Here is a 14,574-nt window from a genome sequence, read left to right on the forward strand (position 1 = left end):
AACTAAAGGAACTTCCGGAATATAAGGAGAATTATTATGAAAATTATGCAATGGATAGTGGGTGCCGTTTTGATATTGGCGCTGACAGGGTGTTCTTCAAATTCTGAAGACAAAAGTGAGAAAAGTGGCAAGGATAAGGAAACTAACGAAACGGTGGCTGTAGAAAAGGGATTGCTGTCTGTTGAAGTAACGATTCCCCAATCGTTTTTGGATGAAGAAAATCCGGACGACATCATCGCCTCTGCCAAAGAAGAAGGCATCGAGGTGAAAAAGAACGAAGATGGATCGCTGACATATCACATGACGAAAGCGCAGCATAAAAAAATGCTGAAAGACATGAAAGAAGGAATAACGAAAAGTGTAGCGGAGTTTGAAGAGAATGAGGACATGCCTTCCGTTAAAAAGATTGATCATAACGGTAACTTCTCTAAATTCACCGTAACGGTCGATCGCGAAGCGTATGAAAACAGTTTTGACGGGTTCGTCGTCTTTGGACTTGGAATGGGCGGTCTGTACTATCAATTGTTTGAAGGAGGCCAACCTGAACAGAACAAAGTAACCCTTGAAATGAAGGACGAGCAAACGGGGGAAGTGTTTAACAAAGTGACCTACCCAGACGATTTGCCGAACGCTGATGACGAACAAGATTCAGAGGGATAACGCGAGAAGTTCTTCACAGGAATTGCATGAACACAAGTGGTGAAATGGCCAAGTGAAACCTGCTGGAAAATGCAGGGAAGGCTATTTATGATTCAAGATATGATGAACTTAATCCAACCCGCCACTGATAGACACTCAATCAGCAGCGGGTTTTCTATAGGGAGAGTATGCCTAGACACAATTCAGGTAGTACAAGCTGAGCACCATATAATTTGGAAACCCTACAGTGATTTTAAAAGTAATGTCAATACTTTAGTATTCAATTTTCTAAACAGGCGACGCCAAAGAACCGCTACTTGCTGGATATCCCTTCTTACGCTTATTTTATATTCCTTATTTTGCTTGGCGCATCTGAACAAGAAACATGTCGTCTTCCATCTCCACAATCCGTTAGTTTTACCCAAAAGAATTATAGAATAGGTACAGTTAAATTAGGTAATAATACTTATTAGGTACCCTTCTGATCAAAACGGAGAATGGGGAGGAGAAACGGATGGAAATTGTAGCAGTTGGAGTAGGGATTATTTTGTTGTTGATGGCGTATGGTGGAATTTGGAATGTCGAGATTATGAAACGGGGTATGCTGGCTTTTGCGGCGATTGGCTTTTCAAGTCTTCTATTGGCGGGCTGTGGTGCTGATCAAGAGCAGGTACAGCTGAATGAGAAATTGGAAACAAAAAATACCGTCGTCCTGGAAGCGAATCAGTCCCTGAAATCGGAATTATCCGAGCTTCAGACGGAAATGGACAAGCTGAAGGGTGATTTTCAAGGGCAAACGGATCAACAGTCAAAAATTCAAGAAACCGTAGATTCACTGCAAAAAGAGAACGCAACTCTCACTGAATCGATAACGGCGTTAAAGACACAAAACACAGAACTGCTGGCTTCAGTTGGAGAAAAGGACAAATCCATTCAGCAAATGAAAGAGCAGGCGGCTGTCTCTAAGACCACATCTTCCGGTACAAATTCGCAAAGTTCCGCTGGGGGACAGGCAAACAGTCAGACTGCGGCAACAGTAGCGAGTCAGGGGCAATGTGATATTAAAGGGAGTAACTCCGGAATATACCACGTGCCGGGAAGTACTTATTACAGCCGCACCAAAAATGTAGCGCGTTGGTTCTGCAGCACTGAAGAAGCAGAGAAGGCTGGCTACCGAGCGCCGAAACAGTAATACAAAACCAATAAAACCGTTGTGCAACAAGCCCTTTGTCCGTAACTAGGATGAAGGGCTTGTTATTTGGTTGGAATCATAGGATGGCAATAAGTTCTTACACAATCACTTAACGGGTAGTGCAAAGTCATCCACTGAAACGCTATATTCTTGATGGATATCTGAAAAAAGACCGTCTAGCATAAGTTGCCGGAGAACTCCTTTGAAGTATCCAGGTAAGCTCCGAATGTTTTTAGTTTTTGTCGCCATGACAGTAATATGTGTCGCTCGGTAAGCAAATGTTTCAAAGAGTTCCTCTAGCCCTTCATAAATTTCGAATTTTAGCATCCGCCCAGATAGAACTTTGTAAATACCGTACAACTCACGTGCTTGTGAGTGATCTCCGGAGAATGCAAGCAAGGATTTCATTCTTCCGAATAGCGTTGTGGATAACTTTTCGGACGGAGGCTGAGACGTCTTTATAAGATCTTTAGGCTCTTGAGATTTAGAGAAAGAAGGTTCGTTCCTGAATTCTACCTGTGAAACCTTGTCCTCATCGTCTTCCTGACCGGTTGCTCCACTGTCCATTTTCCCCTGGTCAACAACAGGCAAAATAACATAAATGTTGGCACCAAGGCCGCTCATCACAGGACGTACATAATGGATGCGTTCAATGATTTCGAGCTTCTCTAATTTTCGGAGCGTGCGTCGGACAGTGGAATTCGAAAGCCCAAGTTTCGTTTCAATCGTCTGGTGTTTCAAATGTGCAGCCAAATAGTTAACGGAGTAGCAGCGAATCATTTCCAATACGGCACGATCTGTTTTGTTCATAGCATTCCAGTGGATGTCGACATGTAAGCGTGCAGCGGCATCCATTTCCTCTTTTGTGTTGAAATTTGCATAGCGCGATAGATAATGTGTCATCATTGAATCCCCCTTTACAAGCTATATAGAGAGAAGTAGGGGGAAAGTAGACAGTCAGTTCAACTTTTTTATGTATATTTAGATTTAAGTCTCTTCAGAATCGAAGAGATAAGGGTTGTCCCTTCTTTACAATGAAAACCAGCGTCCTCCATTTTGATTGGAAGACGCTGGTTGTTTTAATGTAAGTTGTTAAATGTTTTCCGATGCGTGAGTGTGCTTCTCAATTTCAACAGCAGTCGTTCTTTCCGCTTCTTCACACCTGGCACGGAAATTCCGAAATGAGTGGCGCATGCTGCTTGCGAAAAACGATCTACGAATAATAGAATGAGCAATTCACGTTCTTGAAACGAAAGCTCAGCAAGCAGCTCCTCCAAACCACCATAATCCCTCTCACTTCGTGGATCAGCTCCTACAAATTCCAAGAGATCATCTTCAGCAGGCATATGCACCTCACTGAAACGCGTTTCGCGCTTTAATTCATCGAGCATTGCCCCGTAAATGGAGCGATAAGCGTAAGGTGTGAAATCCCCTTTCGATTCATCGAACCGCTGCCACGCTTGCCAAAGGGCAACTCGCCCTGATTGCCGGAAGTGTTCAAAATCTCGATAGATGTGCAACTTTCGAATAACTGCAGAGATCATAGGGGTGTATTGTTCGAGTACTTCTTCAAATGTATTCAATTCAATCAGCCTTTTCAGGCCGTGCACGACGCTTTGTATTCCCTGGGTGACTTCATCATAGATGGGGGAGAAGAAGATATCGAATCGTGATTTTTGAACTTTCGTGTAGAAAAATATCGGAGAAGTGTATATGGATTTTCGAGTTTCGCTTAGTTTTTTTTGGAAAGTAGATGTTTCGACATGGGGAGGACGAATTCGCAGTATTCTTGGAGTTTAGTAGTGAATTTCCTGTGCTATACAGTCATTTTTATGGACAATCTAACAATTTGGATAAGGATGCAGAACTCCAAAAGTTACATTCGACCAAATCAGTCATTAATACTACAAATACTCCTATATATTACAAGTTATCTATTGCTATTTGCATAAAATATTATATAATAAAATTAATTGAATGAATTCTGTTAATTTAAGAGAAAACGTAACATTTTTTGTTAGGAAAGAGCTTCAGAGTTCACGGTGTAACAAAAAAGGCGTAGCAAAAGAGTTGAGCCACATCCGAAATCATTTTGACTTTTTTTCGCAGCTCATTGAATGGGGTGGGCAGAAGATGGTAGAACCTTTAAGGAGGTGAGAAGTAGGTGAAATGGAGCGCAAAAAGACCTTAAGTGAGAATAGGCCCGCTAAAACCAATCACTTAAGGCAGTTTCACTGGGTACACCAGCTTATGCTAGTATACCCTTTTTAAAAGAAAAATAAAGAGAAAGTCAAAAAAGGGGAGAAGAGTTTTGCATACAAAAGAGGAATATATTATTACAACAGAAACGAGCGTCATTTTTCCATATTTTAATAGTTGCGGAATGTTGCTGTCTATGATTTTGGAAGGTGATCAGATTAAAATTGTTAATAGTACACCAACAGAAATCATCGACTTTAACTTGCGCCGTGGGGGGAGCAGTTTGAAAGGAGCGGTAGACGGAGCAAATGAAATATTAGGAAGCGGTTCGCTGTCCCCTGTTGCCATAAGTAAGAAGCATGGCATTTACATGACTCCTACATGTTCATCCAAATTGCCTGAATGTACTTGGATGGCAATTGGACATGTCAAACAATACGTGGAGAATGAAGAGAAACAAGTAACGGTCATCTTAAATAATGGCAGCCGTGTAGATTTGCCCATTAGTTTCTATAGATTTGATACTCGATATCTACGGGCGTGTAAACTTCAGTATGGAATTGAAACGAATACGGATCAAGTTATGAAAGTGCGAGAAAAGTACACGCAGTCGTATGTCATTAAAAAGAATGGAAAAGGATTAAATTATTCAGAGGAATAAGCGTGTAAGGGGTTGTGTTGAGGTTTATAGAAGTGTAAGTTCCCTTAACCGTTAGTGGGTTAAGGGATTTTCAACATGGTTAGGGATTTATAAACCTGTTCAATGGTTTGAGTTTATACTTTTTCAATATAGTTTGAGAGACAATGCTAGTGGCTATGTCATACATCAGATAAGTAGAGAACAACTAATCAGTTGTACAGTAAATTAGGTTTTGCCCTTCTTGAAGAACCGCTGAAATGGTCTTAGCACAGGGTGTTTGAAGTGGGTGCAGTGAAGGAGATGCTTTCAAGTGTAGATCCTATACATCATGATCCAATACAATAGCATCCGGGCATATGAACGGGAACCAAAGAAAGCCGAATGGACAGCCTTTGGTGAGACCGAGTTATTGGTGGATGTACTTTCTTATGAATTCAGGGACTATCAAGTTTGAGGCATGTAGCAGGATGAAAAGAAGGATAGATTTTGTTGAGTCAAAGAATAGATTGAAATGAATCCCAATTTAAACAGGTGCAGCTTTGTGAAGAGCTTCATTCGTTTTTGTCTGATCAATAATGGGAAGAGACGGCACAATATATTGTTGTAGTGGTTGGGTAAAAGTGCTTAGAAATAAAATTGGGTGATGTGGCATAAAGTACTACCAATTCCAAAACTTTAGGAGTACACTAAAATAGATTGAGAGAGTCAAAAGAGAGACTTTCTTACTCTAAAATCGAGTCGATGAAAAAGGCAAAGCCACTGAAAAGTGGTGACGCAAAACTGAAGGGACTAAGGGATATTACCTATGTCAGCCAGTTGTCGAGATGCATTTTTTCACTCCTGATTTCTCTGCAGGAAAAGATTCAAAAAAGGGAGAGAATTAGATGAAGAAATTTGCAAAGACTTTAGTTATGACGGGTATTGTAGGTGTAACAGCGCTGCTTACGACACCAGCTTTTGCTGCAGAAGGAAGTACAGAAAAGGAAAATTCAGCAGAGGATCAAGTTCTAATAGATCCTGGAATGACGCCTGAAAACACTTTTTACTTTCTAGACAAATTTGGAGAAAAGTTTCACTTATTTTTTACGAACAATGCAGAAAAGAAATCTAATCTCTATTTGCAATACGCAGAAGAACGGTTAGCTGAATCCGTTGAACTGACGGATGCTGCAAAAGAAAAATATACAAAAGGTTTAATGGAAGCCTATACAGCTAATTTGCAAAAAGCACAAGATAAGATTGCAGAGGTAGTTGTGGATGAGAAGGTTGCAAATGATATAAAAAATCGATTAGCTAATAAGTTAGAGAAAGTGACGACTATTGTAACAACCAATTCTCTAGAGCAATCGTTAGATGAAAAACAAAGAAAGTCACTAGAAAATACAAAACAAGAAGGATATCTTGTCGCGAATATGATAAAAGATATCGATGCTGAAAAAGTTAACAATATGCGTGAACAAGGATTACATATTGGGGAGATTGCTAAAGTAATCGCGTTCGCGGAACAAAGTGGTAAAAGTGAAAGTGAAATTATTGAAATGCTTCATAAGAATAATCAGAAGTTCGGTACAATCGCAAGGGAATTGAATATCGAGCAAAGTGAAATGTGGAAAAAAGTGAATCTTGAAAAAGCAAATATCGCTCAAAAAGCCTATGGGAAAGCGCTTCTTTCTGGAAACCAATCAGAGATAGAGCGGATTGGAAAATCGATAGACCAGATTTCAAATGAACAAGTTGCTCTGGGGATTAATGAATCCGATAGCAATCACTATAATGGTGCCGATAAAAAGTTAGCAATTATTCAACAAAAAGCCGCCGCTGGACTAATACCCCAAGGAAAAGCAGATATGATTGCACAAAAGATACAAATGAATCAAGATAAACGGCAAGCATACTCACAAGGTGACAAAAAAGGAAACCCACAAGGATCTAAAGACAGTGTGGAGAAAAGTCAGCAAAAGGCTGAAAAAGATGCAGCCAAAAAAGTGGAAAATGAGTTGAAAGCTGAAGAAAAAGCTAAGAAAAATCAAGATAAAAGTGTAGAAAAAGAACAAAAAGCAAAAGATAAATCCGCAGAACAAACGAAGAAAGAGCAAGAGAAAGCAGTGAAGAGCGAAAGTAAAGCGAAAGACAAAGCTGCAGAACAAACGAAAAAACAGCAAGAGAAAGACGTGAAGAACGAAAGTAAAACGAAAGAAAAAGCCACTGAACAAGCTAAAAAGGATCAAGAAAAATCGGTGAAGAACGAGAATAAAGCAAAAGACAAAGCGGCAGAGCAAGCGAAGAAGGATCAAGAAAAAGCCGCAGAGAATGATCGTAAAGCAAAAGACAAAGCGGCAGAGCAAGCGAAGAAGGATCAAGAAAAAGCCTCAGAGAATGATCGTAAAGCGAAAGACAAAGCAGCAGAGCAAGCGAAGAAGGATCAAGAAAAAGCCGCAGAGAATGATCGTAAAGCGAAAGACAAAGCGGCAGAGCAAGCTAAAAAGGATCAAGAAAAAGCCGCAGAGAACGATCGTAAAGCAAAAGACAAAGCGGCAGAGCAAGCGAAGAAGGATCAAGAAAAAGCCGCAGAGAATGATCGTAAAGCAAAAGACAAAGCGGCAGAGCAAGCGAAGAAGGATCAAGAAAAAGTCGCAGAGAATGATCGTAAAGCAAAAGACAAAGCTGCGGAGCAAGCGAATAAAGAGCGTGACAAAGCTGCGGAACAATCCAAGAAGAACCAGGAGAAAGCTGCAAAAGATAAAGAAAAACAATCAGGAAAGTCAGACGATTAAATAGTACGTTTTTAATTAAGTGCGTAAATAGTCCGGTCCCCTAATTGGGAATCGGACTATTTATGTTTATAGTGAAACTCCTAATTAACACTTGCGCAAGGTGGCTCTCACTTCACCAACTCCGTCCTATTTTTCTGCTTCCTTAATCCTCATTTTTCAAATGTTCAACTACTTCCGCCTATTCATTCGTCACGTAAGTTAGCACTGGATTGAAAGAAACATTGGGTAGATAATGTTGTATCAATAGTCTTAAATAATCATTTACGCTCTGAATCCACGGCCATGTAAGTCTCGTTTCATTCTTCTATAACTTGCATCGGTTGCTTGTAGATGAATGGATAGAGTCCTCTGAATACTGGTGAGTATAAGGAGATTAATGAGGGTAGTGTGATGTAATTCTCTGGGAATAGGTATTTTTTCCAGTAATAGTACTTAAGTATGTTTATTTACCAAAAATGATGTATTGTATTTTGGAAAAAATAGCAGTATACTTCATAAGTTATCCATTGTCCAATAATTTACTAGATATGTACTAGTCGGTTTGTGTGCTTACTAGCAGTTTTAAAAACATGACTACCAGCATGTTGCATACGTATTCACATTGGTATGCTTAACAGTTTGTCGAAAATATAATGTGTATAGAGGGAGGAAAAGTTAATGGCAGATAATAATACGAACAAGCCAGAAAAACAGGGGAATGTTGCGGATCCAAGCCGCCGCCGTTTTGTTAAGAATTCAGGAATTGCTGTCGGAGGCGTAGCTGGAGGAGCGCTACTTGGGGGTCTTTTCACGAGTCAATTCGGGAAAAAAGATGACAAGAAATCTTCAACTGGAGATGGAAAGAAGTCAGAAAAGCGCTACGAAGAGGCTCGTATGTTCTTCACTCGTTTTGCTGACTTTGCAATTCTTGAACAAGCAACTGAGCGTATTTTCCCGGAGGATAAAAACGGTCCAGGTGCAATTGGATTAGGCGTTCCTTATTTCATTGATAAGCAGCTCGCAGGTCCGTACGGTAATAATGTAAAAGATTATCGACAAGGTCCTTTCACGAATGGTAATGGAACTGCAGCAGATTCTAGCTTGAATCGCGGAGAAATTATCATTAATGGTTTGCGTAAGATGAGCGATGAAAGCATGAAGCGCTTCGACGCTAAGTTTGATGATGCAACTGAAGATCAGCAAACTGAGATTTTGACAGACTTTGAAGCAGATAAAGTTCAATTAAAAGGAATCAGTTCAAAAGCATTCTTTAAATTGCTGCGAACATTGACATTAGAAGGCGCGTATTGCGATCCATTGTATGGTGGAAACCGAGACATGGAAGGCTGGAAAATGAAAGAATATCCAGGTTCTATTGCTTCTTACGCGAATATGATCGAAGAAAAAGAATTTATCAAGATGGATCAGATCAGTTTAACGGACTACCAACCAAAATAAACAATGAGTAGGGAGTGGATATCATGGTAAAAACGTTACCAAAAACAGATGTAGTTGTCGTTGGTTCCGGTTGGGCAGGCGGTATTGCAGCAGCTGAATTATCGAAAAAGGGATACAAAGTAGTCGGTTTGGAAAGAGGTAAAGCTCAAGTCCGTGAAGATTTTATCGGATCAAAAGATGAGCTCCGTTATGACAGCCGTAAGGTCATGTTCCAGGACTTAAGTAAAGAAACATTGACGATTCGAAATACAACGGATGAAGTGGCATCACCAAACCGAAGTAACGATACGAACGCGATTAACGGAACAGATACGGGCGGTTCAGGTGTTCACTGGAATGGTATGGTGTACCGCTGGCTTCCGACCGATTTTGAAATGCTAAGTAAAACGGTTGAAAAGTACGGGAAAGACATAATTCCTAAGGACATGACAGTGCAAGACTGGGGAATTAAATATGACGCGCTAGAACCTTATTACGATAAGTTTGAAAAAGCAACCGGCATATCAGGTGAGCCAGACCCATTGCGTCCAGGACAGCGTTCAAGCGATTACCCAACACCGCCGCAAAAAGAAACGGAAATCATCCGTACTTTCACAAAAGCGGCAAAAGATCTTGGCTACCATCCTTATCGAATTGCTTCTGCAAACCTTTCAGAAGCCTATACAAATCCAGATGGAGAAACGGTTAATGGTTGCGTTTACTGTGCATTCTGTGAAGCATTCGGTTGTGATTTCGGGGCGAAAGCCGATCCGATCGCTACAGTGTTGGCAACTGCTTCGAAAACCGGAAATTATGAACTCCGCAATAATGCGTATGCAGTTCGCGTAGTGCATGAAAACGGAAAAGCGACAGGTATTAAGTATGTCGATACAGAAACTGGTGAAGAGTTCATCCAGCCTGCAGATTTAGTAGTAGTTAGCGGATTTGTATTCTCAAATACTCGCTTGATGCTGTTATCTGGAATCGGACAGCCATATAATCCTAAAGACGGGACAGGGGTTATGGGGAAAAACTTAACTGCTCACCAACGGAACTTGACGCATACACGTGTTCGTGGTTTCTTTGATGACAAGAAGTTTAACCGTTACGCTGGAACAGGTGCACTTGGTTCAACTATGGATGATTTCAATGTTGAGCAATTGGATCATACTAAATTAGACTTCTTACACGGCTTCTGCCTAAGAACTTCTCAACGTGGAGATCGACCTATTTCGAATAACCACGTTCCTGATGGTACGCCTTCATGGGGTCCAGAATTCAAAGAGAAATCCCTATTCTATGCAAATCGTCGCATCGATATTCAACAGCAAAACGGTGCACTTCCTTGGCGTGAAAACTACATGGACTTAGACCCAACGTATACAGATGTCTTCGGTGATCCGTTATTACGTGTAACAAGTAAATTCCATGACCAAGACCGAAATATTGTTAAGTATGCGCACCAAAAAGCAAAAGGATTGCTTGAGCAAATGGGCGCGGACTATATCACTGTTCCTGAAATCAATGAGGATACAGAATTTGATAAAACGTCTTTGTCTGACCATACGGGTGGCGGAGTAATCATGGGTGAAAACCCAGAAACTTCTGCTGTGAATAACTATTCACAAGTATGGGATATGGACAATCTATTCGTAGTTGGGGCTTCTTCGTTCCCTCATCTAGGCAGCTCTAACCCTACCGCAACTGTCGGTGCATTAGCATACCGTGCAACTGAAGGTATGATTAAGTACTTGGAAAACGGCGGTGGCCAGCTGATTCAAGATGGTAAAGAAGTAGCTGCTACTAAGAAATAATCAGTAGTAAGAAGATTGAAGTTGGAAAGGGCGTGAAAAAACGCCCTTTCCGCTATACATAGAAAAGAGAGGAAGTGCGCTTATGAAGATGAAAGCCGCCGTAATCCTATTTGCAGCGCTTCTAATTCTAAGCGCATGTAAAAAACAAATCGAGACGAATATGTCCGAAACGGTACCAGATTTCGAATATACGACGCAAGATGACAAGCCCTTCGGATTGAAAGATCTAAATGGCGAATGGTGGATCGCTTACTTTTCCTATACACACTGCACCACGGTATGCCCGAGAACAACCGCCAACATGGTTGACGTTCAAAAAGATTTGAAGGAGGAAGGCTTATCTCCACGAATCGTTTCTTTCGGTATCGATCCGGCAAATGATACGCCAGAAGTGTTAAGGCAATATGCCGAGGATTACGGAGCCGATCTGCATTCATTCACATTTTTAACGGGCTATGATTTCGAAACTGTACGCGATTTGTCGATAAACACATTTAAAGCCGTATTGGAGACAGGCGCATTGGACCAACGTACCCATAGTTATTACTTTTATTTGATCAACCCTGATGGGGAAATCGTTAAGAAGTATAATGGGTTGAGTGGGGAAGATAATGATGTGCTTGTGGATGATGTGAAAACGGTTTTGGGGAACTAGTTGGGCTCCCTGAATTTGATTAATACCGATACAATAACTGAAAAAATCCTCTACCTGTATACATCAGGAAGAGGATTTTTCTGTTGATAAAAATAGGATGACTACCAACGTCATCTTAGCTTTTTTTAGGAGTTAGTCGCTTCTGATAGCGTTGTCCTTCCAGCATATTCAGAAGCGTACGTTGAATCGCTTCGGTTTCAGGAGAGCAACAGCCTGGATCGGCCAAGTTTCTAGTTTCAAGAGGGTCGTGTGCTAGATTGTACATTTCAAATTGATCGGGTACGGGTTCTGTTTTGACGACCTCGACGACACATCCGTCCGAATCGACAAATGTGGTATCGCTAACGCCGGGATCCGTCCAAAACTGGGGATTGTCGAAGTAGCGGGCGAATTTCCAGATTTCTGGTGTTCCGTTGCGTCCGGTTTTTAGTGAAGTGATAATCGCTTCGATTGAACTTGGTTGGACGACAGATTGATAAGGCTTACCAGTAACGGGATTCGTTTGATGAAGCCCTTTGAACACATTATCATCGGTCATGAAATAGATGGGTTCATCCACACGGAAGAAGGTTTGCTGCCCTTCTGTGAGCGGTGTTAAATCCCTTCCTACAAAAGGTTGGGCATCGGTATGATCAATGGATAGTTTTCTCTGGATTTCAGTTGCGTCAATCCCTGCTAGTCCGAGCAGTGTCGGTAAAATGTCAACATGACTGGTAAGAGTGGATGTCCGTTTTGAATGAGGAAACAGGTGAGGACTATGGATGACAAATGGGACATGGATGGACTCTTCGTACATCGTATACCACTTTTGATAAAGTCCGCCCTGTGCACCGAGTTGCTCCCCGTGGTCGGATGTGAAGACGATAATGGTATTCTCTAAAAAGCTGGAGTGTTGCAGCGCATTGAGCACTTTCATCATTTCGTCGTCTACTTTTTTCTCTAAGCTGTAATACAGTTGACGATAGAAGTTGTTGTTAATGATCGGCTGTAATCCTTTTGGATACGTGACTCGGTAGCTGTCTTGCACAGATGGTTTGGTAGAGAGCGATTCATGTGTCGTTGGAGCGGGTGGGATAGGTGGAAGTGTCGAATCGACTTCGAAATTGAAAGAGGGAAGAAGTGCAGAAAATATTCCATACAATGCGATATCATGTGGATTGACGAATGAGCATTGAATGAACCACGGATTGGTATTATCCTTGCATCTCGCTGCGTGATCTAACGCTTTGATCAATTCAACTGTCTCCGCTGCATACACTTCGTCCCGTCCACTTGTTCCAAACCCTGCGGACGACCCAGAATTACGTGGGTTTGCCCCGTGAGGATCAGGTCCAATCCAATCAGAGAATCCGAATGCGCCTAATCGATCGGCTTCCCGATATATTCTTTCGTTCGTTTTATTGGGCAACCCTGTGATTGTGTTGTAACTAGGCAATGCGTTTTTTGTTCCTGGGATCACAATATCTTCCTCGGAAGCATGCCACTTTCCTTTCCAAAACGTGTTATACCCGGCAGCACGGAAGTAATCGCCTGCTGTCGGGACCGTGTTCGGATCTAACCAAAACTGGTCCGCATCATATGAACCTTTCGCAGCACCTGGCGTTTGTGTCACTCCATGAAGGGAAGGATAATGCCCAGTATATAACGTCGTCCGACTCGGTGAACAAGCGGTGCTACCCACATAATGGTTCAAAAATGTCATCCCGTTTTTCATTAACAACTGTTGCGCATGTAAATTGTTACGGCGCCACTGTTGGAGTTCTGGTGTTTCGTAAATAGGTGGAAACCGTTCCTGGTCGACCATAAGAAATAAAATATTCGGCTGCTTGTGATGGCACCCGCATCCGCAATTTGCAGGATGATCTTTCATAAGTTTCACCTTCCTAATTTGTAGGTACCCTCTAGTCTATGAAGGACGAGTTCGAACGAGCGTGTGATTCGCATAGGGTAGGAAGGTGAATGATGATAACTTTACATTAGAATTGGATGAATCTCAGAATTTCTCCGATTGCAGTATCGACTAGAAACGTAGCGAGGAGAATGGAAGTAATCGTTGTAACAGCGATGTAAAAGAGGATCCCGTAAAAACTATCAATGGATGTAGGTTCGTTGAATAGGATTTTTATGATGGTGACTAGAGGAATAAGGATGAATGCGATGAAGATGGCGATTGCTAGAATAATGATGGATATGCTATAGGAATGAATGAATGTGAGCAGCAAACTAACTAGGGATAGTGCAATAGGGATTGCATAAAATCCACCTAGTTTTCTGGTGAGTTCTGGAATGGATTCGGAGATTGAAAATAGTTTGACGGTGCTGGTGGTTGCCGTGAGATTTATGACGACTACTAGGAGAAAGAAGATACTTAAGTAGAGAACGACTTGGAAAAAGGATGGACTTAGGGCGGTAAGGCTTGTTGGGAATGCAGCGTAGAAAGTGGCAGAAGTTAGAAGGATGAATAAAAGGATACTCAGTAGGCTATTTTGTAGGGAAGTATTCGTAGTGTGAAAGTGAGCAGATGGCGTTTTAAGTTGTTGGACTAGGAATTGAATGAAATTCTTCGCATCGGTTTTTAACTTTTCAAGGCTGTCGTTTGTTGGTGCGGTCGATACTTCCACGGCCGTCGTTCGCTGGCGTATGGCGGAAAACGAGTTCCCGCATACTGCACAAAAGTTTCCGTCATGTTGCGTGTGGTTGCAATCTTGACATTTCTTAATGGGTGCCACTCCTTCTTAGTGTTGGATGGTGATGATAGCAAGGCGTTGGGCAGTAAAGTAGGCTTTTGTATATGGTATGTGAGAGGGATAGAGAATAGAAAGGAATTGAATAGACATTTGGGAGAATTAGTTGAAGGTGGAGTGGTTTTTTTGCGTTGTCCATCACTTAGAAGGGATTGTTGGACACTTGGAGTAGTTTCTCCGACAGTCCACCGAGTTTCTCCATCACATCGGGCAATTTCTCCGACACTTAGCGAAGTTTATCGATAAAGGGACACAATTCAAGTGCGTTAAGGGATTAATTGGGGCGCTTCGCTTGTTTAGGGATGGGCTAGTACGCTGGAAGACAGTGATATCATTTTGCCCGACAGTTATGATGGTTTGCCCGACACTGGGAGTAGATTCTCCGACACATGGCGAAGTTTCTCGATCACATAGGGCAATTTCTCCGACACCTAGCGGGATTTCTCGATAACGGGACACAATTCAACGGATTTAAGGGGTTAATTGGGTGCGCTTCGCTTG

Annotated in this window: 10 protein-coding genes, 1 pseudogene and 1 riboswitch; of the genes and pseudogenes, 7 read left to right on the forward strand and 4 right to left on the reverse strand. The window is 41.7% G+C overall.

Annotated features, from left to right (window positions below; genetic code table 11):
* Positions 1-36 precede the first annotated feature (36 nt).
* Together DVB69_RS05300 and DVB69_RS17920 are read left to right on the forward strand one after the other, a co-directional pair.
* Positions 37-660 (forward strand): hypothetical protein, encoded by a 624-nt coding sequence (locus DVB69_RS05300; protein WP_233505327.1) that lies wholly within the window; start codon positions 37-39, stop codon positions 658-660.
* A 1,033-nt stretch (positions 661-1,693) separates the two neighbouring features.
* Positions 1,694-1,831: pseudogene (locus DVB69_RS17920) on the forward strand (sunset domain-containing protein); the annotation flags it as partial.
* A gap of 105 nt (positions 1,832-1,936) precedes the next feature.
* Here DVB69_RS17920 and DVB69_RS05310 read toward each other — a convergent pair.
* Both DVB69_RS05310 and DVB69_RS05315 read right to left on the reverse strand, forming a co-directional pair.
* Complete coding sequence (locus tag DVB69_RS05310) at positions 1,937-2,734, reverse strand: hypothetical protein (RefSeq protein ID WP_116017333.1); 798 nt, start codon at positions 2,732-2,734, stop codon at positions 1,937-1,939.
* A gap of 176 nt (positions 2,735-2,910) precedes the next feature.
* Positions 2,911-3,414 carry a sigma-70 family RNA polymerase sigma factor gene (locus tag DVB69_RS05315; RefSeq protein ID WP_116017977.1) on the reverse strand — a complete coding sequence of 168 codons (504 nt, stop codon included), beginning with the start codon at positions 3,412-3,414 and terminating at the stop codon, positions 2,911-2,913.
* Between the two features lie 728 nt (positions 3,415-4,142).
* Between DVB69_RS05315 and DVB69_RS05320 the strand changes: the two genes are divergently transcribed.
* The 5 genes from DVB69_RS05320 (at position 4,143) to DVB69_RS05340 (ending at position 11,329) form a co-directional block, all read left to right on the forward strand.
* On the forward strand, positions 4,143-4,691 hold the full coding sequence (locus DVB69_RS05320; protein ID WP_158541029.1) for a competence protein ComK: 549 nt from the start codon (positions 4,143-4,145) through the stop codon (positions 4,689-4,691).
* Positions 4,692-5,409: 718 nt separating this feature from the next.
* A riboswitch (cyclic di-GMP riboswitch) is annotated at positions 5,410-5,494 on the forward strand.
* 60 nt (positions 5,495-5,554) lie between these two features.
* Positions 5,555-7,444, forward strand: a complete 1,890-nt coding sequence (locus tag DVB69_RS05325; RefSeq protein ID WP_116017337.1) for a DUF5667 domain-containing protein — start codon at positions 5,555-5,557, stop codon at positions 7,442-7,444.
* Between the two features lie 657 nt (positions 7,445-8,101).
* Positions 8,102-8,881 (forward strand): gluconate 2-dehydrogenase subunit 3 family protein, encoded by a 780-nt coding sequence (locus DVB69_RS05330; RefSeq protein WP_116017339.1) that lies wholly within the window; start codon positions 8,102-8,104, stop codon positions 8,879-8,881.
* 23 nt (positions 8,882-8,904) lie between these two features.
* The gene (locus DVB69_RS05335) at positions 8,905-10,674 is read left to right on the forward strand and encodes a GMC family oxidoreductase (RefSeq protein WP_116017341.1); all 1,770 of its coding nucleotides are present in this window, start codon (positions 8,905-8,907) and stop codon (positions 10,672-10,674) included.
* Positions 10,675-10,756: 82 nt separating this feature from the next.
* Positions 10,757-11,329, forward strand: coding sequence for an SCO family protein (locus DVB69_RS05340; RefSeq protein WP_116017343.1), 573 nt, complete (start codon positions 10,757-10,759; stop codon positions 11,327-11,329).
* Positions 11,330-11,444: 115 nt separating this feature from the next.
* Here DVB69_RS05340 and DVB69_RS05345 read toward each other — a convergent pair whose 3' ends face one another.
* The gene (locus DVB69_RS05345) at positions 11,445-13,199 is read right to left on the reverse strand and encodes a sulfatase family protein (protein ID WP_116017345.1); all 1,755 of its coding nucleotides are present in this window, start codon (positions 13,197-13,199) and stop codon (positions 11,445-11,447) included.
* A gap of 106 nt (positions 13,200-13,305) precedes the next feature.
* Positions 13,306-13,950 (reverse strand): hypothetical protein, encoded by a 645-nt coding sequence (locus DVB69_RS05350; RefSeq protein ID WP_158541030.1) that lies wholly within the window; start codon positions 13,948-13,950, stop codon positions 13,306-13,308.
* Between the last annotated feature and the right edge of the window lie 624 nt (positions 13,951-14,574).

The sequence above is a fragment of the Sporosarcina sp. BI001-red genome, assembly GCF_003384035.1.
Lineage (GTDB): Bacteria > Bacillota > Bacilli > Bacillales_A > Planococcaceae > Sporosarcina.

Bases quoted from the DNA above. Each gene is read 5' to 3' on its own strand.
- DVB69_RS05300 (WP_233505327.1), top strand. From the start codon at position 37: ATGAAAATTATGCAATGGATAGTGGGTGCCGTTTTGATATTGGCGCTG.
- DVB69_RS05310 (WP_116017333.1), bottom strand. From the start codon at position 2,734: ATGACACATTATCTATCGCGCTATGCAAATTTCAACACAAAAGAGGAA.
- DVB69_RS05325 (WP_116017337.1), top strand. From the start codon at position 5,555: ATGAAGAAATTTGCAAAGACTTTAGTTATGACGGGTATTGTAGGTGTA.
- DVB69_RS05330 (WP_116017339.1), top strand. From the start codon at position 8,102: ATGGCAGATAATAATACGAACAAGCCAGAAAAACAGGGGAATGTTGCG.
- DVB69_RS05335 (WP_116017341.1), top strand. From the start codon at position 8,905: ATGGTAAAAACGTTACCAAAAACAGATGTAGTTGTCGTTGGTTCCGGT.
- DVB69_RS05340 (WP_116017343.1), top strand. From the start codon at position 10,757: ATGAAGATGAAAGCCGCCGTAATCCTATTTGCAGCGCTTCTAATTCTA.
- DVB69_RS05345 (WP_116017345.1), bottom strand. From the start codon at position 13,199: ATGAAAGATCATCCTGCAAATTGCGGATGCGGGTGCCATCACAAGCAG.